This window comes from Pectinatus frisingensis, from assembly GCF_015732285.1.
Classification (GTDB): Bacteria; Bacillota; Negativicutes; order Selenomonadales; family Selenomonadaceae; genus Pectinatus; species Pectinatus frisingensis.
Window position 1 is genome coordinate 1 of the sequence record NZ_WIQU01000051.1, and the last position, 22523, is coordinate 22523.

Consider the following 22523-nt stretch of genomic DNA (forward strand, 5'->3'; position numbering starts at 1 on the left):
GGTGATGTCGTCACTGAAGCTGTGGACACGGATATGTTTCACGTTCAGCACTGTTTTTACAGGAATTTTGTAGGCACTGTAGCGGTCGGTTACAACGGCTCTGGGTTTGCCAAGGTGCTTAATGGAATTAAGCAGGGAAAATGCCTGAGGACTATCCCGGTATTTGGAAAGATGAAAACCAAGGACAAAGCGTGTCTCGCTATCTACAACTAACCAGAGATAATATTTCATGCCACGGATTTTTACCACGGTTTCGTTCGCGTGCCATTCATCGGAGTCGAAATTGAGCGTTGGCATCAGCTTGAAATTGGTCTTTCCTGACAATTTCGACATGGCAGATGCTGTAATAGCAGCTTGTTTCGGGACAAAAAGGGAATGGCCGCATTTCTTGTCACCACATTGGTAGTTTGAATAATACTTGTGTTCATGATGAAGAAACATGGCTTTCCCGCAGATAGGGCAAATTGGGTAAGAACGTATGCGTGGCCTTCCTGATTTGCCGGTTGCATTGGCATCTGGTACAAATTGATGCCCGCATACACGGCAAAGATATTTCTGGTTTCCATCTTTATCTTTGCCATAACGATAAAAGTTTTGATGGTTGTTGCATTTTGGACAGCAAATCTGATATGATTTTGTCATGAGGACTCGTCTCCTTTCGGGAGGTACAGTATTTGTGATAAAACCATTGTACCAGAAGGGCTGACGAGTCCTCAACTTTCATTTAACTTTACAATACGGATATTTTAATATGGAGGAAAAATATAAAAACATGATTTTTAATATTATTTTATTTGATGACTTTGAAACATTAGATGTTTTTGGACCAATAGAAATCTTTGGCAGAAATAAAAATCATCAAATTAAGTATTATTCTCTCAATGGAGGACAAGTAATAAGTGCTCAGGGACTAGAAGTCAATACATCACCAATAGCTCAGTCTAATCCGTCCGGTGTTTTGGTTATTCCTGGTGGAATGGGGACCAGAAAATTGATTTCAGATACTATATTTTTAAAAGCTTTATATGATATGGCGTCAATAGCCACATATTGTTTGTCCATTTGTACCGGGTCAGCAGTACTTGCTAAAGCAGGCGTATTAGACGGTAAAAAAGCAACATCTAATAAAAAAGCTTTTAATTGGGTCATGACAAGTTCAGATAAAGTATTATGGCAAAAATCTGCCAGATGGGTAGTAGATGGTAAATTTTATACAGCATCAGGAGTTTCTGCCGGTATTGACATGGCATTAGGATTCATTAAGGATATTTATGAAATAGACATCGCACGACAATATGCGAATGATATTGAATATATCTGGCATGAGGATAAAGGACAGGATCCATTTGCTGTCTAACGATTCAATCTATTAAAGCATACATACCTCAAACAAAAGGATGGTTAGAAAATTTATGAAAAAACTTCTTCTAGTAGTTATATTACCAGAATTTGCCGATTGGGAAGCAGCCTTCTTAACTTCAACAATAAAAAGCATCGATCCAGATTATCAAATCAAATATGTAAGTATTAAAAAAGAAATATGTACTTCTATCGGAGGATTGCGGGTTAATGTCGACTGTGCAATACAGGATGCTCCGGAAGAATTCTCAGGATTAGTGTTAGTTGGCGGTCTTTCTTGGAGAACAAAAGAATCAGAAAAAGTAATGACATTAGTCGATACAGCCTTAGTCAACAAAATTCCTATAGGCGCAATTTGCGATGCTACAGTATTTTTAGGGGCAAATGGGGTTTTAAACAATATAAAACATACCAGCAATGCTTTAACAGAATTAAAATCATATGCTAAAGATAAGTATACCAATGAGGGAAATTATATAAATGAGCAGGCTGTAGTCGATGGTAATATAGTCACCGCCAATGGAGCAGCAGCATTAGAATTTACAAAATCAATGTTATCCGTATTAGGTATTATACAAGGGAAACAGCTTGATGATTACTACTATTTTATGAAGAATGGGCTATATAAATCCATCCAGCAGGGAATAGATATACCATTTAGATGATGGGCAAGATATACTCCCAAAATAAAGTGTAATAAAAACGAAGGAGGTAAATATGATTTTTGATTTTAAAAAAGAATACAAAGAACTTTATATGCCAAAAAAGGAACCGGAAATTATAACTGTTCCAACAATGAATTATATTGCTGTGCGTGGTAAAGGTAATCCAAATGAAAAAGATGGTGTATATCAACAGACAATCAGTGTGTTATATGCAGTAGCCTATACATTAAAAATGAGCTATAAAGGAGAATACAAGATTGATAGATTCTTTGAATATGTAGTACCACCGCTTGAAGGTTTTTGGTGGCAGAATAATGTTGAAGGTGTTGACTATAGCAATAAGGATAATTTTCATTGGATCTCCGTTATCAGGCTGCCTGATTTTGTAAAAGAAACCGATTTTAACTGGGCAGTTGAAACAGCAGCGAAGAAAAAGAAGATAGATTGTTCTTCTGCTGAATTTATTACAGTTCATGAAGGTTTGTGCATACAAATTATGCATATTGGTCCATTTGATGATGAACCAACTACTGTTGCGATTATGGATGAATATATTAAGAGCAACGGATTTGAAAATGATATTACAGATAAACGATTACATCATGAGATATATCTTTCTGATCCCAGAAAGGCCATGCCTGCAAAATGGAAAACAGTCATTCGTCATCCGATTAGAAAAGTAAAGTAATAGATATAATTTTTATTTAAAATCCATTCATTACTTGATTATTTAACTCCAGTTGCATACCGATGAATACCCTTAACATTGGGCTGCTTGCTCACCGCAACGTAGTGATGTTAAATATTTCTGCGGATGAAATTCAAATTCTGTATAATGAGTTGTCGACGTATAATAATAATTCACTGGCTTTGGCGGTTTACAAGGCTTCAGAGAAAGTACTCGAAGAGTTGAATATTACAAGTCCTTCACTTCGAAGATACATTGAAAAAGGCCTGCTCCAAATCACAACGAATATCGCACACGCAATCAAGACGAATAATCTCACCAAAGTCTTTGTATTTCCGTTCAATCCAGACTTAAATCCCGGAATTAAGTTTTCATCCGGAGTGAAGATGGACGATGAAGACTACCGAAAATTGATTGGCGAATTGTTATTATGTCGATATGCATCGGATAAACTGGGACTTATAAACGAAAGAATAAAATCCTTTGATGATTTGGAAGATATATTGATTGATGCCCACTTAAGCGAAGAAGAAATCCATTTGGTTTTTAGTATTCTTGAAGATATTGAGATTGCCGCACTCATCAATAGGCACCCGTTCCAATTGGATATTCAAGCGGTGGATTTATCCGAAGCCGAACAGTCGTTAAGGTTATATCTAAAAAACTATATTGCTCGACTTCCGACCGACAGGCAAGAACAGGTTTTTGAAATAATGGCTCATCTCATAGATAAAAACTCGAGGCTATAAGTTAACAGGCGCTTGACTGCGTTTGAAAATTGCTGTCCAGAGTAGGATTGTTGGATGTTAAAGGCATGATTGTTATTTCGTGTTATTTTATTATAATATAACTAGGATATGGTAAAAACTTGTTGGATGGGAAATAGAGCATGCAGTCTGGGGATACCATGTGATTGCCGTGATGTAAACGAAATGTGATAAGAGGGATGCGTTATGAGCGAACTATCAAAACTGCCAAACGTGGGCAAAGTGCTGGAAGAAAATCTGCTGGCTGTCGGCATTGAAACACCGGAGCAGCTTAGAAAAATTGGCGTGGAGGAAGCGTTTAGGCGCATCCGTATTGAGCGTGATCCTGGTGCCTGCTTGCACATGCTGTACGGGATACAGGGAGCAATCCTTGGCATTCCGGATAAACATCTGTCTGCTGATACCAAACAGGAATTAAAAGCATTCTTCCATAGTTTATAAAAGAATGGCGAGAAGGAGGGATAATCTATGCTTGAAATCCCAGAAGCAATCGTTATTGCGGCGCAGCTAAATCAAACAATAAAGGACAAGCGTATAAAAAAGGTGATTGCAGCGGCATCGCCCCATAAATTTGCCTGGTTTTTCGGTGATCCTTCCCAGTATCACTCGCTCCTTTTCGGCAGAAAGGTTGAAAATACCGCCTCATACGGCGGCAGGGTGGAAATCAACGCCGAAGGCATTTTTCTCCATTTTGGCGATGGCGTAAATCTGCGTTACTATGCAGCCGATGAAATCGTACCCCAAAAGCATCAGCTATTTGTGGCGTTCGAAGATGGTTCTGCGCTGGTGGGAACGGTTGCCATGTATGGCGGTCTGTGGTGCTTTACCAAGGGGGCGTTTGACGACAATGATTATTATAAAGCCGCGAAAAAAGCCGTTTCACCCTTGTCTGACAGGTTTGATTACGAATTTTTTCTCACCTTGTTTGACCAAAAAGGCATGAAGATGAGCGCAAAAGGGTTTCTGGCGACCGGGCAGCGGATACCGGGGCTTGGGAACGGTGTTTTACAGGACATTCTGCTGAATGCCGGCATTCACCCGAAGAGAAAGATGAATACCCTTTTGGACGGAGAAAAGCGAAAGCTATTTGATAGCTTAAAAGCAACTCTTGCCGAAATGGTAGAAGGTGGCGGTCGGGATACTGAACGAGACCTATTTGGCAATTGGGGCGGCTATAAAACAAAATTGAGTAAAAACACTGTGTCCTGCCCCAAATGTGGCGGCGCGATCAAAAAGGAAACCTATATGGGCGGCAGTATTTACTACTGCGAGCATTGCCAAAAGAGGTAAAAGGAGGAATCTATCATGAACAGAATCAGCATTATTTGCCTTGGCGTAAAGGATATGGCACAGTCCATCCGTTTTTACCGCGACGGGCTGGGCTTTGCCACCAATGAAAAAGCAGATAACCCGAAAGTGGTTTTCTTTAACACCACTGGCACAAAATTTGAACTGTATCCGCTTAAGCTACTGGCAGAGGATATTAACGAGAAAAACCCGCCACAGATTGACGCAGGGTTCGCCGGAATTACATTGGCCTACAACGTGAAAAGCGAGGCGGAGGTGCATGAAGTTATGGAGCTTGCGAAAAAAGCGGGCGCAGTTATCGCCAAAGAACCGCAGAAAGTCTTCTGGGGCGGGTACAGCGGCTATTTCACCGATCCAAACGGCTATTACTGGGAGGTCGCATATAACCCTAACTGGTCGTTTGACGAGAACGATATGTTAGTGTTGTAAAAATACCGGAAAGGGTCGATGAGGTAAAGATGAGCACTGCTATAGATTTTATTGAATATGTCTGCGACCAGATCGCGGGTGTAGGCAAAATTCGTTACAGGAAAATGTTTGGGGAGTATATGGTCTATGTGAACGACAAACCAATTCTCCTCGTTTGCGACAATACCGTGTTTGTTAAAATCCTGCCGTGTTTGGACGAAACGATGCGGGAAGCCGATAAGGAGTTTCCTTATGACGGGGCCAAGGAGCACTATGTCCTAGACATCGACAATACAGAATTCAGCAAGAAAGTGATTGCGATTCTGGAACCGGTTACGCCGATACCAAAGCCGAAAAAGAAAGGCAGGTAAGGGTTCCAGAGATTTTGCCTATTTATGCCCTGGCCTTTTAAAGAGTGTGCGATGAGGTGAATATTGATGCGAGCATACCAAATCAAGATAGAATTGGTTGATTCGAAGCCTCTTATTTGGCGCCGGGTCATTATCCCGGCAGATGTCACCTTTAAGCGGCTGCATGACACGATCCAGTTTGCTATGGATTGGTGGGACAGCCATTTATATGAGTTCGAATTTCCGCAGGAAAAGCTTCGCGTCACAAATGATGAAGGAGCCTATGAAGAGTTTAAGTTCTATCAAGAAAAATATAAGGGAAAAGCACTGACCAAGCGCAATGATCCGCACGGGTTTATTGCCCGGACATTGGAGACAGCTATAAGGCAGCCGCAGACCATTAAAATTGATCGATATCTGGAGGAATATAAAACACTGACTTATGTTTACGATTTCGGCGATGATTGGCGGCACCAAATAGAGCTTGAGAAAATTATTGCTGATTATCAATTTGGCTATCCGACAATTCTGGAGGGTGAGGGCGCTTGTCCACCTGAGGACGTAGGCGGGATTCCTGGGTATGAGGAGTTTCTTCGTGTCTGGAACGATCCTAAGCATCCCGAGCATGAAGAAATGCGCCAATGGGGCGAAAGCCAACATTACCGGGATTTTGACATTGCTTTTAGAAGCAACTTGCTTAAGACTTGCTTGAAGATTAAAAAGGTGAAATGAAACAGGCATCATCCTTCGGGATGCCGTTCTTCTATCCTCGAAAATAATCCCACAGCCATCAGCCCCACTCCGAGAATAATTATCGTGCATTTTGTTTGTGAGACCCCAATCCCGAAAATGATGTAATGACGGGAATTTGACAATGTAACGATATGGTGTTATTCTCTATGTAATTATTGAAAAAATAACAGATAAAAAGGAAGGAGCATGTCTTATTACTAAACGTTCACCAGATTCGGAATTGTGCATAGCAGGGGCTATCGCATAATTCCAATATGAAGATAGTCCTTGCGGAATCCTATTCTTTTCGATTATAGGAGGCGCACGATGGACTATATTAATGCAAATTGTGTATTGCCGGACGATTTAATCGTGGCAATACAACAACATATTGACGGCCAGTATCTATATATTCCCCGTAAAGCAGAGAGTAAAAAGAAATGGGGCGAGCTTACAAATAACAAGCATTTCCTGAATGAGCGAAACACGGCTATTTTTGAGGAATATCAAGCTGGTGTATCTGTTCAGGAATTGGCAAGTAAATATTATTTGTCACCAAAGTCTGTATATAAGATATTAGCTGCAAAAAAATACGATAAATAAATTTTGAAAAGGCGACTTGACATAATAGATGTGTCCTGTCGTTTTTTCGTTTCTGTATCGTTTAGTAGGGAGCTTTTATAAAATGAGCGGAGTATAATTTAGCTACAAAATTAATTAGAGAGATAAGGAGCAATCATAATGGAATATGTAAAAAGCCAAAAGTACAATACTCCTGAGTTGCTGGCAAAAATCATGGGGCCTAACCCATTCAAATTACAAGAGGAAATGCTGAGGAATCATAAAATACCTGCTGGAAGCCTTGTCTGCGATCTCGGAAGCGGGCAAGGGCTTACAAGCGTTATGCTTGTAAAAGATTATGGCTTTACTGTTTATGCCGCGGATTTATGGAGTGACCCGCAAGAAAACCGCAAATTCTTTGATGGAATGGGTCTTACTCATGAACAGATAATACCTGTTAAGGTTGACGCTACAGTCTTGCCATTTGAGAAGGATTTTTTCGATGCAATAATCAGCACAGATTCCTATAATTTTTGGGGTCGTGACCCGGAATATTTAGACGCGAAACTGTTGCCTTATGTCAAGAGCGGAGGATATATTTACGCCTGTGTACCCGGCATGAAAAAAGATTGCCATGATAACCTGCCGAAAGAATTGCTTCTCTCGTGGACGCCGGAGCAGCTTATCTATCTGCGAGATACTGCTTATTGGACCAAAATTGTAAATAGCAGCCGGAATGCCGAAGTTATTTCCGTGTACGAGATGGAAAGCAACGAGGAAGTTTGGGCGGATTGGCTTATGCAGGAAAATGAGATTGCGGTTAATGACCGCAAAACATGGAGTGCAGGCGGTGGAAAATATTTGAACTTTATTGCCTTCATTTTGCAAAAAAAATAGCGCTAGTTGATAAGCAGTTGATTTTATTTACCTCCGCACTGGCCTGATATACTTAAAAAACCGTTCTGGATTATGATAAAGGTAAATTATTCTGCCGGGGGAAGTATCAAAGCAGTAACCAGTGCCTGCAAAATCAAAAGCTGCCATTGCTTTTTCAATCTTTTCCTCTACACTACGATTTTCCTGCTCATAATCGAATGGTCCGTGTTCAAAAACAATATACTCCGCTTCGGGAACATCAATCATAAGCATTTGTGGTGGTACTTCGCCTTCATAATCAAAAGGAAGACGTACGCCATAACACTCTGTGCGTGGAAAGCCCCAATTGCAGAGTCTGCCGTCAGTGTCATTAATGTACGCCATAATCTGACCACTGCCGCTGTTAGATTCACTCCCACCGTCGTCATCCAATTTGCCCTTGATACTATCGAGCAAGCCACAAATTGTTTCGCAGTCCTGTCCCGGAATGAGACTTTGCTTTTGCCAGAAATCCCAATACCCATTACTTTGATAGTTTTTAATGTGCAAAAATTTGTGTGCTGGAATCGTTACAAAATAAATTTTAATATCATCCGTAGATTTTATCATACCAATCTCTCCTAATCCTAAAAAGTAGCGGTCAAAAACGTTTATTTTTGTACGAAGAACAACAGGCTTGGGCTTTTTTCGATATGCACTTGGAGTTACACCATATGTTTCCTTAAAAGCTCTGGTAAAAGCTTCATGTGACGAAAAGCCATAATCAAAAGCAATATCTAAAAGGCCCTTTTCACTATCCCGAACCTCTTTTAGCGCAAAGGCTAATTTTCTACGACACAGATAATCTCTAAAGTGCATACCCGATACTTCTTTGAATTTTCTCGTTGCATAAAATTCGGAATAACCCAGCCTGCGAGAAAGGAAGCGTAGTGTCAAAACTTCGTCATTATAATTTTTAATACATTTGTCAATTTCATCAATAATTATTTGAATTTGTGTCTGCCAATCATACATTCATCTGTTAACCTCGTTTCAACCACTCTATATTTATTATAAATACATAGAGAAAGTACTGCTTGATTTCACTTGCGGTCATTTCATTTTTCTCTTTTAAGTTCTGCAGCTTTGCAGCTGGCGCAGAATAATGAAAACCAGTTTCAGTGAATTGGCGACCTAGTGGTTTCGCTCCGCAAGGCCGTTTTTTGCGACACCCCAACTGGGGATAATTTGATACTGAAACTCCACTACAAACTTTATCAATAGTTCTTACGTGTCACTGGTGTCAAATCCACAAATGCAAGTAGACGTCTAGCAAGTAAAAAGGACGTCTATTTTTTTTCGAAAAAGCGGGAAATAATTGTGGAGCAAAGCACGGGTGTACTTCCATCCAGCCACATTTTCGTTTTAAGAAAAATAAGGATGGAGAGCTCAAAAAAGTGGTGGATTAATCATTCTACAATAGCATAGATTTTAAGTCTTAGTCGTTTGATATTTGATAATATTGAACGTCTATTTTTTATTCGTTTTTAGCGAAGGAGGAAAAGAGAATGTTAAGACACGGTATGATTGAACGATTTAAAAAGGCTGCTCCAATAATTCAGGAACTCATTGAGGATTTAGCCTGGATTCAAAATGAATTCAATCCGGAGCATGCAACAGAAGAAGAGAGAACCTATGTAATGCATTTATTGGGATTAGGCAGCAATTGCTTCGATGAAAGTGACTGGCGCTTAAAGCGTATGCTTGCGGCCATAGGGAAGCAAGGGCGCTTAATTCGGAATTCATCTGGTAGATTTGAAATGGAAGGAACAGATATTGAATTTACGTGTGGCAGTAGTTGCGAAGTTTATGCACCATATTTTTCAGACGAAGAAGAATGGATGACCTGGCTTCCCACATCCATTGAATATAGTAGCGATTATTATTTTACGGCACGTCCGGATATGAAATTGGAGGGTGCCTTAGTAAGAGTCAAAGGGAGATAAAAAATAGGGTATGAAAAAAGCACTATCAGTTAGCCTCTGATAGTGCTTGACGTGAAAATTTGTTAGAAACGAATCTCGTTCTCTAAGATTTATTATAGCAGATTTTCGCTTGATTTGTATAGAAAAGTTAAGCGAGAGGACTTGAAAATTTATGAAAACATTTTCGTTCATCAACAAAAAGGGCGGCGTTGGCAAAACGACGATTACAGTTAATATGGCGTATGCCATAGCCGAAAGTTGTGATTTAAGAGTTCTGGTTATAGACAATGACGATCAGGGCAATGATTCGCAGTTCTTTGATGCAGATCCAGAAAAATCATTGGCAGATATTCTTTTAGGCAAGGCGGATATCCGGGAAGTTATCCAACATACACGATATCCGAACATTGACATTGTTGCCAGTGGTGCCGTTTTACTGGATGCCAATGTGGCCGTCATAAAAGATGAAGAGATTGTGCAGCAGACCATTTTAAAAGAATCCTTGCCAAAGGTTGCTGAAAATTATGATGTGTGCCTTATCGACAATCCTCCGACAATTAACGCTTCTGTGATCAATGCCTTGGTAGCTAGTGATGAAGTCATCATTGTGACGACACCGGATATTTATGGCATTCGCGGCGTTTCGCAGATGGTGGAGTATATTAAGGCGATTAAAGAATATAATCCTGTCTTGCGGTTTCGTGGTTGCCTTCTCAATAAATTTTCCTCTACTCCGCATGGATTCCGTTGCATCGAGCTATTAAAGAGTCAGTTTCCCTTATTTAGAACAAGAATTCGTTATACAAAAGATAAACTGGAAGCGTCGGCAGAAAAAAGAAAATCCATTTTCGAGTATTCGCCCAATTGTGGTTTTGCACGGGATCTTGTGCGGTTTTTAAAAGAACTTTTAGCGGGGGAATAAAACGATGAAAAAACAGTCAGCAAGCTTAATCGCAAAGCTTTTAAATAAAAATTCTCAACCGGTGCAAGGCAGTAGTAGTAACGAGTTTAAAACTACGGAAGAAATCATCATGCGAGACGTTCATGAACTGGTGCCGAATCCTAAGAATGAAAAATACAGTTTGGATAATATTGAAGAGCTGGCGATGATGATCCAGCTTACCCATAATATCGAGCCAATTATTTTAAAGGCGATCGATAATGGCAAATTTATGATTACTAGCGGCCATCGCCGCCGCTTGGCACAGCTGTATCGCTTAGAGCAAGGCATGACAGATAATCCAATGGTCCCAACCATTACACGAGAGATCATCAACGATTTTGAGGATGCCATCACAGACGATGAAATGGAAACGTTGAATATCGTGTTCCCAAATAAAGGGCAGCGCAGAAATCTGACTCCTTCGCAGGAAGCGGACGAAATTGCACTGATCAAGCCAATTATCAAGAAGCTTTATGACTACCAGAAAGCAGCCGGAAATATTGATGGTAAATTTCGACCTTATTTTGCTAATATCCTTGGTATTTCGGAAACGTCTTTACAGCGCAAAGAGGCCATCTGGAAGGTTTCAGATGAAGTTAAGGCTGCAGTTGATGCCGGAAATATTACAGCCACTGCTGCAGCAGAATTGGCAAGTATGGATACAGAAGAGCAAAATTCGGTAGTGGAAGCAATTAAGGACCGGGGCGAAGAAGTTACGGTTCAGGCTGTGAAAGCGGAAAAGAAAAAAGTTGTTGTGCCTAAAAATGAACTTATTCCTGTTGTGAAAGAGAGTCCGACAGAATCCAGTTTAGAGGATAAAGGGCAGACAAAATTATTCGGCCAAGAGCCCCAAAATAATACAGATAAAAATATAAGTGATGATTGTCTTGATTTGGATAACGAGAGTATACCGTCTATGCAAAATCAAGAATTGACAGATAAAGATATTGCCGCAAAAATCTGGCTTCAGCAAGAACTTGCTGGGAAATTAAAAGAAGCTGAAAAACGGCTTACCGTAGAAACTGCAGATAAAACAGTAGAAGAGTGTCAGGAGTGGCAAGCCCGTGTCAAGGTTATAAAAGATGTCTTGGCTTATTTAGAGGGTTTCCCTTGTCCTGATAGATGTGAAGAATGCTGTAACAGCTGTGACCGGCCCTGTGAGCATTCGAAAAGCTTTCAAGCCGCAAATACCATGAATGAATAACTATCTGTAGTAGGGGAGAGGACAAAATGAGTAAGTTATTGATCAATGAAGTTCCGTTGATGTGCCTGCCCAGCCTTGCAGTAAAAATCGGCTTGAATGAAGCGCTTTTTATACAGCAACTGCATTATTGGGTGGACCGCAGTAAAAATATTATCGATGGCCGGCAATGGGTATATAACACCATGGCCGACTGGTCAAAGCAATTTCCGTTTTGGTCGCAGAAGACGTTAGCGCGGACGATTTCAAATTTGGGAAAGCAAAAACTGGTTATTTCCGGTAATTATAATCAAAAAGGTTATGATCGTACGAAGTGGTACACGATTGATTATGATGCACTGGAACGGTTAGAAAAGGATGAGCCTGAAATAGAAAAAAATGGAAAATTAGAGGAGGAAGCGTCAAAAGAAAACGCTGCTTCAGTTAGTGACCAGTCCATAGAGACAGATTGTCCTTATGAGGGAAATCAAGGCTTGCCGGGTCCTTTGTCGGAAAATGCCCAAAATGACCGTTTCATAGGGACAAGTTGTCCAGCTCCATCCGGTCAGATTGTCCCTATGGAATCGGACAATCTGACCTCACCAATACCAGAGAATAACAACAGAGAATTCTCAGAAAAAACAACAACAAACGGGAGTGAGGAAGCTGTTGTTGGTGGAGATGTGGTTAACATAAAAAATTCATTAGATCGCTTGTTGTTTGTAATGCAAAGCTATGGCATTACGCTTGCTATTGCAAAGAAATTTATTGCTGAATACGGTCTTGCTGCGGTTGAACAGCAATTGGAACTTTTGAAAAAGGCTTTGCAAAAAGGGAAGATAAATAATCCGGCAGGTTGGCTACACATGGCTTTGCGGGAGGGATATGTTGATACGCCAGCGGCGTTTAAACAGCTTCAGGAAGAGAAAAAGGCTGCTATGCGAGAAAAGGCGGCGGAAATAGAACGGCAGCAAATGGCTGCTTTGGAGAGAGAACTGGAAGAGGAAGCAAATCAATTTGAAATTCCTGAAGATAGTCCATTTCAGGCGTTTCTTACAAAATTAAAAAAAGAACAAGCTGAAAAGAGTATGGTGTAAATGCCTGGAAATTAAGGGGCCCATAATGGACACCTGATTAGGCTTGTAACAATTTTTTATGGGGAAAATCAATGTGCTGGTCAAGGATGTGGATTGAATGAGGGTGGAGTTTATTGAAAACGGGAGAAGAATTATATCGACAAATCGCGGTGTGTTCAAAGATAGCGAATTTATATGGTATGACAATGCCTATGTTTTGAGCATGAAATTTGATGAGGAAAAGGTCGAAATTATGATAAAAAAGATACCAAAAGCAGGAGGTGAAGTGCGATGAAGGCGGAAAAGCCGGTGGAAGATTATGGGATGGAATTCAATGAACAGGTGCTGACTAAAGAGGAACAGGAAGAATTGGAGCAGGAATCCGATGAAGAAAATGCAAAACGATGAGAGGGTGAGAGTATGCCATTACCGGAACATGTGCAAGAGCAGCGGAATGCTCTTGTGGAAAAAGTAATAAAAGACATTGAGGCAGGGAAGCCGTTCTTTTGGGACTCTGAGCACTTTGGCAGGCCAGCGCATAATATGGCACTTGGTGCGTCCTATCGTGGGCTCAATCGTATGCGCCTGATGATTGCAGCTGAGGACAAAGGTTACACCGATAGTCGCTGGTGTACCTATAAGCAGGCGCAGGACAAAGGCTGGCAGGTCAAAAAAGGCGAAAAAGGGACACACATCGAATTTTGGAGCAAATTAATTACGGTCAAAGAAGTAAATCAAGAAACGGGTGAAGAAGAGAAAAAATTGAAAGACTTAGATTGTCCCATAGTTAAATATTACACGGTATTCAATGCACAGCAAATGGAAGGCGTTCCTCCAGAACATTCCTTGACCATTGACGAAAATGAGAAGAATAAATACATGGAAAATATGCTAAAAAATAGTGAAGCAAAAATCTTCTTTGATCAGAGTAATCGGAATTTTTACAGCCCTACTACAGATGAGATCCATGTATTGCCGCGAGAAAAATTTAAAACCATGGATGGCTTTTATGCGACTTGCGCGCATGAAATTGCCCATAGTACCGGACATTCTACCCGGATGAATCGGGATATGTTCAATTTTGAAAAAAGTGAATATGCCAAGGAAGAACTACGGGCCGAGCTTGCCTCTACGTTTTTGCAGCAGCAATACGGAATAAAATTTGATGAAAAGCATTATGAGAATCATGCCGCATATCTGCAGTCTTGGGCTAAAGTTTTAAAAGATGATCCAAACGAATTATACAGGGCTGCTTCTAAGGCACAAGAAATGGCAGACTATATTGAGCATAATATGCTGTTAAAAGGCCTTGAACAAGCAAAGCAAAAAGCGCTGGAAAGTGCCAATGAAGTACCGATTCTTAGTAAAGAGGTCAAGGAACCGGCAAAAATATCGCCATTTCAGGAGATTGCGAATCGGGCCATGGAGAAGAAAAAGCAGCAACAGAGGAAACAAAAATTACAGGTTTCGATAAAGGATAAACCAAAACAGGCAGAATTGGCACGATGATAAAAGGGGTCCATAATGGACACCTTTTGAATTTGGGAGGGGAAAATCGACATGGAAAAAGATTTATGGACGATGATAGATGAAGCTGATGCACAGAATTATGGTAATATTGCCATTCAGCTAAAGCGAGACATGGAAAAAAGCGTGCAGGCCACGATGGATAAGTCACCGGAAAACGTGCGCCGCGATATCGGTAGGACTTCCCATAATTTGTATGAGAAGATGAATCAGTTTGCGCAGGCAGAACAGGATTATGTACCATCGCCAGAAACATGGCTAGAATATGAACCGAAACATGAGGCTATCAAGGAAAATTTGCAAAATTTACAGGCAGTACAGAAAAAAGCAAACTCTGCGCAGGACGTTATGGCTGCTTCGGATAAAACGGTAGCTTCCTTTCAGCAAGCCAGTATTTTTCTACAAACGGAATATGAAAAGCTCATGGAACGTGAACGGCAGGTTCAGCGGGAAATGGAGCAAATCAAGAATATTATTGAACAAATGCATGAGCAGACAAAGGGTAGTTCGCCAGAAAAAATGCAGAATTTAGTAGCTAATGGTAAAAAATTTGTTTCGGATATAGAAAATCTTCGTGAGGATATTCGATGGCAAAAGCCGGTCATTGCGGCTGCTTTATGGAAAGAGGCACGTGAACAGGTAAAGCAAGTTTATACTGGTATTCGAGAAGTACCGGATAAAATAAAAGCTGTGGTTCGGGACAAAACCTATAGCATCGTGGATCAGGCTATTCAAAAGACTTCATCCATTTTTGAAAAGGGAATCCAATATCTTCAGTCGAAGAAAGAAGAAGTTTTAAATCTTTCACCATTAGAAAAGAAACGGCAGGCTGTAGAAAAGGAGCAGCAGGAAAAATTGCAGACAGCAGAACAACAGCAGTCGGCTGTTCAACGCATAAATGAGCCAGAGAAAGGCAGAACCGTGGCATCCGTCCAAGATAAGGTTTCTGATAATGAAAGTAATATTAAAAAGCCAAGGAAAGTACTTCTCCGTATTGAATCAAAGGGGAATGTGCGTAGTCAGGAACATGAAAGGGACCGATCCTTGTGAAACTTTGCTATGAAGCCAAAATGACTAGCGGGGATATATCCAAAACGCGGATAATTTATATATATTAATGGAAATATTTTGGAGAAACATTTATAATAAAAAAAACAAGTACGAGGTGTGCATATGAATTCTGAAATTATAATGTATCAGACTGAAGATGGTCTGACTAAAATAGAAACTACCTTTGATAACGATACTGTTTGGCTCTCGATTGATGGAATGGCAGAGCTATTTCAGCGAGACAAGTCTACCATCTCACGTCACATAAAAAATATATTTAAAGAAGGCGAATTAATAAGAGATTCAGTTGTTGCAAATTTTGCAACAACTGCTGCGGATGGAAAAACATATCAAGTTGACTATTATAACTTAGACGTTATTATTTCTGTGGGCTATCGTGTAAGATCTTTACGAGGCACTCAGTTTAGGATTTGGGCAAACAATGTTTTGAAAGAGTATATGAAAAAAGGATTCGCCATGAATGATGATTTTTTAAAAAATAATGGCGGTGGAATTTATTTTGATGAATTACTGGAGCGTATCCGTGATATCCGTTCCTCAGAAAAAGTGTTTTGGAGAAAGGTTCTTGATATTTATGCAACCAGTGTTGATTATGATCCGAGAACGGAAGCCTCTGCGTTGTTTTTCAAAACTGTGCAGAATAAAATGCATTGGGCAGCACATGGACAGACTGCAGCAGAAAAAATTTATTATTCGGCAGATGCAGACAAACCTTATATGGGTATACTCAGTTTCAAGGGAGAACAGCCTACGCAAGCTGACGCATTAGTAGCAAAAAACTATTGCACTGAAGACGAATTATCTGCATTAAACAGTGTAGTTTCTGCTTATCTTGAATTTGCAGAAATGCAGGCTCGTAGAAGGATACCTATGTATATGTCAGATTGGATTGAAACATTAGATGGATTTCTGAAATTGTCCAAGCATGAAATTCTTACTCATTCCGGAAAAATTAGTACTAAAACGGCTGAACTAAAAGCGAAAGAAGAGTATAAAAAATATAAGATATTGCATTTAGGTGATGTTTCAAAGGCCGAAAAAGATTATATAAAGGCATTGGAAGATATGGAAATGAAATTGTTGGGTGAAAAAAATAACAAATCACCACTCTAATAATATATTTGAAATATCTTCTATTTAGATGATTTAGTTAATAAATGGCCAGACTCTCAGTACAAACAAAATCTTCAGAAGTGAGTTGCGATATCGGAGGAAAGCGTAGTTTTTACAAGATGATTAGTTATATAAGGTAATCTAAGCGAAAGTAATTAGCTTATTTTACTAGGTTTCAAAATGGTATGTATATTAATATTTTTTGGAGAGTTTATATGAATATAAACGAACTGCAAGAGGAAATTGAAAATTTGATTTTGAGTAAACGAGAAGATGATTATTGGGACTTTAAGGAAAAGCATCACGCCAATACTGCTGATTTATTGCACGATATTATCTGTATGGCCAATAATCGCGCTGATAGAGACGCTTATATTATATATGGAGTTGTAGATAAAACTGGTAATATTGTTGGTGTAGAGGCTGATCCAGGGCGTAGAAATCAGCAAGAGATTATAAATCAGTTAAAAAGCAAGAATTTTGTTTCAGGGATTCGTCCGCGTATTGAATTAAGGACCCTCAATATCCAAGATCATGAGATTGATGTACTTATTGTTAAAAATACGTCAGATACGCCTTATTATTTAATAGAAGATTATAAGGATCAAGGGCGGATTGTACGAGCTTATCATATATATACAAGAGTCTGTGATACGAATACCGATATTGATAAAAGTGCGGACATTGACCACACAGAGTATTTATGGAAAAAGAGGTTTGGATTAACTACAGTTCCGTTGGAACGTTTCATAAAAAAACTGAAAAATAAAGAGGAATGGATTAAAAAGGAGAACTTTCACTATAGCAAATATAATCCTGAGTATACTATTGTATTTGATGATGAAGAAGATGATGAACGAGGAAAACCTGAATTTTATGCATATGCAATGTGTAATTCTTCGGTTAATTATGGGTATGTGAATATCAAATATTTTGAAACGCGTTTATATGGATGTCGAATTGTCACCTTAGATAGCGGACGTTTTATGACGACTGTACCAGAATGGGGATTTCTAAAATTTGATAAATATAAAATGGATATTACTTACTCTTTCAAATATTATCTGAAAAGTGGAATTTCCTATATGCTCCATAAATTCTTGCTCAGAGAAGATAGTGAAGAAGCGAAGTATGCGTGCGAGCGATTTTATGAGGTTATCCTTATATTTAAGGATGAGAGAGAAAAAGATGATTTTGTCTCATTTATTTACGGGAAGAAAGAAGAGATGATAAAAAGAGTCGAACAGATTCCTGAGGAGTATGGCTGGATTGAGGCAGAGAATAAACGATCGCGGGACGAGATTATTAAAAGGTTAAAAGCAGGTCGTGTACTCAATGAAATGTTGGTAGAATTTCGTAACGATTATTCTCATGTGTAATAAAATTGACGAGATTTTTGAGCTTTGGGGGCAGAAGTTTAGTTATGTCTAATAGAGATGATTTCACACAAAAAACGAAAGATGAACTTGCAAAGCGCGTTGCCTGGCTATGTTCAAATCCTAATTGCCGACGAGCCACAATCGGTGCAAAGTCCGGCAGCGAAGGTGCCATTATTACTGGGATAGCGGCACATATTACTGCTGCTCCCGGTGGGTCCAGATATGATCCCGCACTTAGTCCAGATCAGAGAAAAAATATTACTAATGGTATTTGGCTCTGTAGCAATTGCTCAATTCTCATAGATCGTGATGAAGACGCATTTTCCGTTTCACGGCTGAATGATTGGAAACGTACAGCTGAGAGCCAATCTTTTGCTGCAATTGCAGGGTCAAGCATTGATGCTCAGCTCCTAAGAAAAATTTCTGTCGAGATGGATGAAGATGACCTTAAAATAATTCGAAGCCTTTCATTGCCGCAGGATGATGATCTTGAGGAAGTGACAATGCGACTACGTAACGCCGCTAGAATAGATATAGAGCATTTCAAGAACGAGCAGAGTTGGCCAAAACACGTAGTTCCTATTAATATGACTTCGAAGGACACTAACGGCGTCCATGTATTTAGCCTGGCAGGCATCGCGGATGCAATGGAATTTGTCAATGAAATTTCCATTGTTGCCGCACCGGGGCTTGGGAAAACGACAACAATGATACAGCTTGCAGATACTATTCTCGCATCAGAGGGCGGGATAGCTGTTGTTATTCCGCTCGCAGAATGGTCAATGCAATCAGACACCTTTTTTAAAATGCTTATCCAGAGGAATGCTTTTCGTGATTTCCGTGAACAGCACTTTATGCTGCTTGCATGTCATGGTCGGCTACAGCTTATGTTGGATGGTTGGAATGAACTTGATTATGAAGCGAAGCTTCGTGTTAATCGCCAAATAAAAACCCTTCAGCGTGAATTTCCTCGTATCAGGATAGCTATCAGTACAAGACCCCAGGTAGGGGATTTGTCGATTGCGGGACCCAAACTTGAACTTAACACACTTTCTGATGAACAACAGAAGGAGATTGCTCATGTATTGCTTGGAGACAATGGAATAGCATTATTAGAGCAAGCATGGCAAACGGATGGGGTGAGGGAACTGGTAGCAATCCCCCTTTATCTGAATTGGTTGCTTGCCTATGCTACTTCTGGGAAAATGCCGACTACTAAAGAAGAAGTACTAAACCGTTTTGTCGCAGAATACGAGAGGGCGCAGGAACGGGCTTTAATTTTAAGGCAAAAGCTTTTTTGCTGTCATCAGGTATTTCTTGCAGGATTGGCTTCAAAGGCCACCAGTATTTCCAATACCGTAATTCGGGAGGATATGGCACGTGCCGTAATTAGTCAGATTGAAAATGATTTAGTAACAGGAGGGCAGATAACGGGTCGACCGGAACCACAGGATGTTCTTGATACGCTAATAAATCAGCATTTGTTGGTTAGGTCAGGTGGGAATGCCGGAATTTCCTTCCAACACCAGCAAATCCAAGAGTGGTATGCTTCTTTTGCTGTCGAGAAATTGATGCTAGCAGCAGAAGCAGGTGATGTGGAAGCAGTAAAACAACTGAGCTTCAATATTCTTAATTTGCACTTATGGGAGGAGCCAATTCTTTTTGCGTGTGAACGATTATCTAATCGTGATCAAAATGGTGTTAAAGCGGTTGCTACCGCAATTTTGCAGTCTATTTCGGTCGATCCAATGCTTGCTGCAGAAATGATTTATAGATCATCGACGGTCGTCTGGGATATCGTTCAAGATGAGGTTAAGGCTTTCGCTTTACGTTGGCATAAACCAGGTAAAGTGGATCGGGCAATTGGTTTTATGATCACTACTGGATGTCCAGAATTCGCGGAACAGATTTGGCCATTAGTCACCCATCCTGATGATCAGATACATTTAAAAGCCCTTCGCGCCGCTCGGCAATTTCGACCTAGCGTCTTGGGCGCTAGTATCCAAGAACGACTGGCCATTGTACCTGAAGAAGTGCGTGAAAGTGTCCTGGCAGAAATCGCTATGGAGAGTGGCCTTGATGGAATAAATTTTGTTACAAATCTTGCCAAGTTAGAAACGAGTACCAAAGTACAATTTGCAGTGATAGAGGCTCTTTTGTTTCGGCGTGCAGAGCGGTTTGCCATTGCGATTATCAAAGTCGCGAGGGAAGACATTTGGCAGATGCTCGCCTGTAGCAATTATGCGAATGAAATTACTGACGCCGAAATTGCGGGACGATGGAAAAAAGAACACCTAACATATATTACAGAAGAAACCAATGTATTAAAAAAACTGAGTTTGCTTGTTAATGATGGTGAAATCAGCCCTTATATTGGAAAGCAAGTTGAGGATATCATAGTATCGGATGAATTCCCAATAGATGATAATAACGCCTATTGGACATTAGTAAAGGCAAAGGAACAATATCTTCAAGAGGTCAAAAGGGGAATTCTGCGTCGTATTGAGACTGGAAGTAAAACCCCTTACGGATCAATTGACTTATTAAGGGACGCAGGAGTAGTCGAAGAAGGGGCCATTATTGACTTAATTGTTAATACTTCCCAAGAAAATCGTTTTGCAGACGAGGCGACTGTGATAGCTGGGCCAAAGACGGTAAGTATTCTCATCGAAAAGCTGATTAAACTTGACAAAAAAATTCAGGAAATGGATGGGCCGATCAAAGAGAGCACGAGAAGTGAATATTGGCGTTTAATTGACCGTATTAGTCACAGTCAGCCTGTATCAATCCTGACGACACTACAGTCGTATAGTAACACCCATGAGCCGCATGTTATTGCACTTTTAGCAGATATTCTGGCACGACATGCTCAAAAGAACGAAGCAGAATTATTAAATACGGATGAAGGACTTCAAGAATTTCTTGTTAAGACCGTTAATCAATGGGTTGAGGTGCTGAAATCGCTACCTGCAAGCCGTGAACAACTTTCGTCAGTTGTTCGAGTAATATCATTTTTTCCAAAGCCAGAGTTCTTTGAAGGGCTACAAAGTCTTCTGCTGGAAGACCTTTCACAATGGAAACAGGCAAAGCATGGATTTGCTGCAAACCCAAGGAATCGACATGCTTTTCAAGAGGCTACTATTTGCTATACTAACATTTACAAAGATGCTTTTTCAGCTATTAGCGGAGATAAGGTCATTCAATTAATGCTTCGATACCTATCCGATCTTGACTTTGGTATTGAGGCAGCATATGTGCTTAAAATTATCTGGGATAAACAACAGGACGATTATGAGAGGAAAGTTTTTAAACCATGGCCCGATTTCTCAGAAGTAGCTGCCCGTCATCTACGACGCCAGCAAGAGGATGTAATCTATGAATCACTATCACCTTTTGCTGAAGCGATTTTTTCTGCTATACATAATATCAACTCATCTAATTGCGGCGATAAAGAATACCGACACGTTTTAAAACTTGCCAAGATAGCATTAAGTATGCCTCATGGTGATAGGGGTTCTATTGCTTTTGAACTTTTGCATGTACCGTTGCCGCTATCAGAAAAGCTTGAACTTTTAAGATCGCTCGTTATTGCAGGATACAAAATAGAAGCCGATATAGTTATCCAAGGGCTGAAAGATTTATTAGAAGAGGCTAAGAAGAAACCATGGTTGCTGGATGAGCATCATAATCAGCTTGTAGAATGGCTGCAACTATTACCTTTTTCCGATCAGCCAGAGGCCCTGGATGAAGCTTTAGATTTGGGGAAAGAACATCTTAAAGAGCCTTACAGGTTCCAAGAATTATTAGCTTCTCTTGCGTATGCCCCGAATACGCGGGCGGAGTTATCTTTGTTCAAATTGGCGGAGGGTGATCCACGATTTTATAAAGATTACTATTGGCTAAATGCAGTAGTTTTACGTGATACGGATTCGTCAGTCACAAGGATTCTTGACTTAGTCTGTAGCGGTAAGGTGGCCGGAAACCAGCAGGGACTGCTTTCAGGAAGTATACCAGATTTAATCGCTCGCCATCCTGATGTATATCACAATTTATTACAGCGTTATGGGCAACTCTCTGCTACCGCCAAGTCTCGAATAAAGCCCTTAATAGCAGAGATTGCAGATAAAGAGGGGTTATTGGTATTAGTACAGAGCTATGGTGAGGAAGGCCTTAAATTTGATTGGGTGTTGGAAGGAATGATAAATGAAATAGCTGTGGGTAAAAAAACATTGCCGCACGTCTATGAATACTATAGCGTCGATGTGTCGGCTCTGCGAAAAAAACTCTTTGCAATGGTTAAGAAAACCAATATTGCGGCTAATGTTGCAGTATCGTGCTTGGAACTAATTGACGAATTGCGCGATGAATATGGAATTGTTGACACTGAGCCGCGTCATCCGGATATTGAATCTGGGCGTCCTTGGCCCCTTATGATGCAGGGTGTTAGCTGATATAAATATATATTACGAAATTCATAATGATGCGATTATAGGAGTGATTTGGGAATTAACAACTTAGTGTAAAAAAGGTACATTAAGACGTACTGTTTAAGGCCT

23 protein-coding genes are annotated in these 22523 nt (G+C 40.2%); 21 read left to right on the forward strand and 2 right to left on the reverse strand.

All coding sequences use genetic code 11. From position 1 onward, the window contains the following. Positions 1 to 642, reverse strand: a 642-nt coding sequence (locus tag I6751_RS09210) for a DDE-type integrase/transposase/recombinase (protein WP_196591413.1), incomplete at its 3' end; no start/stop codon positions are given. Between the two features lie 130 nt (positions 643 to 772). On the opposite strand from I6751_RS09210, the gene I6751_RS09215 reads away from it, so the two are divergent. The 11 genes from I6751_RS09215 to I6751_RS09265 all read left to right on the forward strand — a co-directional run bounded on the left by I6751_RS09215 (position 773) and on the right by I6751_RS09265 (position 7735). Further along, on the forward strand, positions 773 to 1357 hold the full coding sequence (locus I6751_RS09215) for a DJ-1/PfpI family protein (RefSeq protein ID WP_196591412.1): 585 nt from the start codon (positions 773 to 775) through the stop codon (positions 1355 to 1357). Positions 1358 to 1412: 55 nt separating this feature from the next. After that, the gene (locus I6751_RS09220; RefSeq protein ID WP_196591409.1) at positions 1413 to 2024 is read left to right on the forward strand and encodes a DJ-1/PfpI family protein; all 612 of its coding nucleotides are present in this window, start codon (positions 1413 to 1415) and stop codon (positions 2022 to 2024) included. Between the two features lie 52 nt (positions 2025 to 2076). Next, entirely contained in the window at positions 2077 to 2712 is a 636-nt protein-coding gene (locus I6751_RS09225) for a GyrI-like domain-containing protein (RefSeq protein WP_196591408.1), read from the forward strand. A gap of 62 nt (positions 2713 to 2774) precedes the next feature. Beyond that, positions 2775 to 3461, forward strand: a complete 687-nt coding sequence (locus tag I6751_RS09230; RefSeq protein WP_196599090.1) for a DUF6179 domain-containing protein — start codon at positions 2775 to 2777, stop codon at positions 3459 to 3461. A 204-nt stretch (positions 3462 to 3665) separates the two neighbouring features. After that, a complete protein-coding gene (locus I6751_RS09235; protein ID WP_196591406.1) occupies positions 3666 to 3920 on the forward strand; it encodes a TfoX/Sxy family protein in 255 nt (84 codons plus the stop codon). Positions 3921 to 3947: 27 nt separating this feature from the next. Beyond that, positions 3948 to 4769: a formamidopyrimidine-DNA glycosylase gene (locus tag I6751_RS09240; RefSeq protein ID WP_196591405.1), complete on the forward strand. Its 822-nt coding sequence runs from the start codon at positions 3948 to 3950 to the stop codon at positions 4767 to 4769. A gap of 15 nt (positions 4770 to 4784) precedes the next feature. Next, positions 4785 to 5216, forward strand: a complete 432-nt coding sequence (locus I6751_RS09245; protein WP_196591404.1) for a VOC family protein — start codon at positions 4785 to 4787, stop codon at positions 5214 to 5216. Between the two features lie 29 nt (positions 5217 to 5245). Further along, positions 5246 to 5566 carry a TfoX/Sxy family protein gene (locus I6751_RS09250; protein WP_196591403.1) on the forward strand — a complete coding sequence of 107 codons (321 nt, stop codon included), beginning with the start codon at positions 5246 to 5248 and terminating at the stop codon, positions 5564 to 5566. A gap of 66 nt (positions 5567 to 5632) precedes the next feature. Then, a complete protein-coding gene (locus tag I6751_RS09255) occupies positions 5633 to 6277 on the forward strand; it encodes a plasmid pRiA4b ORF-3 family protein (protein ID WP_196591402.1) in 645 nt (214 codons plus the stop codon). A gap of 327 nt (positions 6278 to 6604) precedes the next feature. Next, the gene (locus I6751_RS09260) at positions 6605 to 6880 is read left to right on the forward strand and encodes a CD3324 family protein (RefSeq protein WP_196591401.1); all 276 of its coding nucleotides are present in this window, start codon (positions 6605 to 6607) and stop codon (positions 6878 to 6880) included. Positions 6881 to 7018: 138 nt separating this feature from the next. Further along, a complete protein-coding gene (locus I6751_RS09265; RefSeq protein WP_196591400.1) occupies positions 7019 to 7735 on the forward strand; it encodes an SAM-dependent methyltransferase in 717 nt (238 codons plus the stop codon). A gap of 27 nt (positions 7736 to 7762) precedes the next feature. On the opposite strand, the gene I6751_RS09270 is transcribed toward I6751_RS09265, so the two are convergent. Beyond that, entirely contained in the window at positions 7763 to 8728 is a 966-nt protein-coding gene (locus tag I6751_RS09270) for a helix-turn-helix transcriptional regulator (RefSeq protein ID WP_196591399.1), read from the reverse strand. Between the two features lie 533 nt (positions 8729 to 9261). On the opposite strand from I6751_RS09270, the gene I6751_RS09275 reads away from it, so the two are divergent. The 10 genes from I6751_RS09275 (at position 9262) to I6751_RS09320 (ending at position 22418) form a co-directional block, all read left to right on the forward strand. Then, positions 9262 to 9699, forward strand: a complete 438-nt coding sequence (locus tag I6751_RS09275) for a DUF5348 domain-containing protein (protein ID WP_196591398.1) — start codon at positions 9262 to 9264, stop codon at positions 9697 to 9699. Positions 9700 to 9850: 151 nt separating this feature from the next. Next, a complete protein-coding gene (locus I6751_RS09280; protein WP_196591397.1) occupies positions 9851 to 10600 on the forward strand; it encodes a ParA family protein in 750 nt (249 codons plus the stop codon). Positions 10601 to 10604: 4 nt separating this feature from the next. Then, on the forward strand, positions 10605 to 11825 hold the full coding sequence (locus tag I6751_RS09285) for a ParB/RepB/Spo0J family partition protein (protein WP_196591396.1): 1221 nt from the start codon (positions 10605 to 10607) through the stop codon (positions 11823 to 11825). A 26-nt stretch (positions 11826 to 11851) separates the two neighbouring features. Further along, complete coding sequence (locus I6751_RS09290) at positions 11852 to 12898, forward strand: hypothetical protein (protein ID WP_196591395.1); 1047 nt, start codon at positions 11852 to 11854, stop codon at positions 12896 to 12898. 97 nt (positions 12899 to 12995) lie between these two features. Next, positions 12996 to 13172, forward strand: coding sequence for a hypothetical protein (locus I6751_RS09295; protein WP_196591394.1), 177 nt, complete (start codon positions 12996 to 12998; stop codon positions 13170 to 13172). Positions 13173 to 13297: 125 nt separating this feature from the next. Then, on the forward strand, positions 13298 to 14386 hold the full coding sequence (locus tag I6751_RS09300) for an ArdC family protein (RefSeq protein ID WP_196591393.1): 1089 nt from the start codon (positions 13298 to 13300) through the stop codon (positions 14384 to 14386). Between the two features lie 51 nt (positions 14387 to 14437). Next, positions 14438 to 15454 (forward strand): hypothetical protein, encoded by a 1017-nt coding sequence (locus tag I6751_RS09305; protein WP_196591392.1) that lies wholly within the window; start codon positions 14438 to 14440, stop codon positions 15452 to 15454. 123 nt (positions 15455 to 15577) lie between these two features. Then, positions 15578 to 16588 carry a virulence RhuM family protein gene (locus tag I6751_RS09310; RefSeq protein ID WP_231037919.1) on the forward strand — a complete coding sequence of 337 codons (1011 nt, stop codon included), beginning with the start codon at positions 15578 to 15580 and terminating at the stop codon, positions 16586 to 16588. 215 nt (positions 16589 to 16803) lie between these two features. Continuing rightward, entirely contained in the window at positions 16804 to 17967 is a 1164-nt protein-coding gene (locus I6751_RS09315) for an ATP-binding protein (RefSeq protein WP_196591390.1), read from the forward strand. A gap of 44 nt (positions 17968 to 18011) precedes the next feature. Then, a complete protein-coding gene (locus tag I6751_RS09320; protein ID WP_196591389.1) occupies positions 18012 to 22418 on the forward strand; it encodes an NACHT domain-containing protein in 4407 nt (1468 codons plus the stop codon). Positions 22419 to 22523 lie beyond the last annotated feature (105 nt).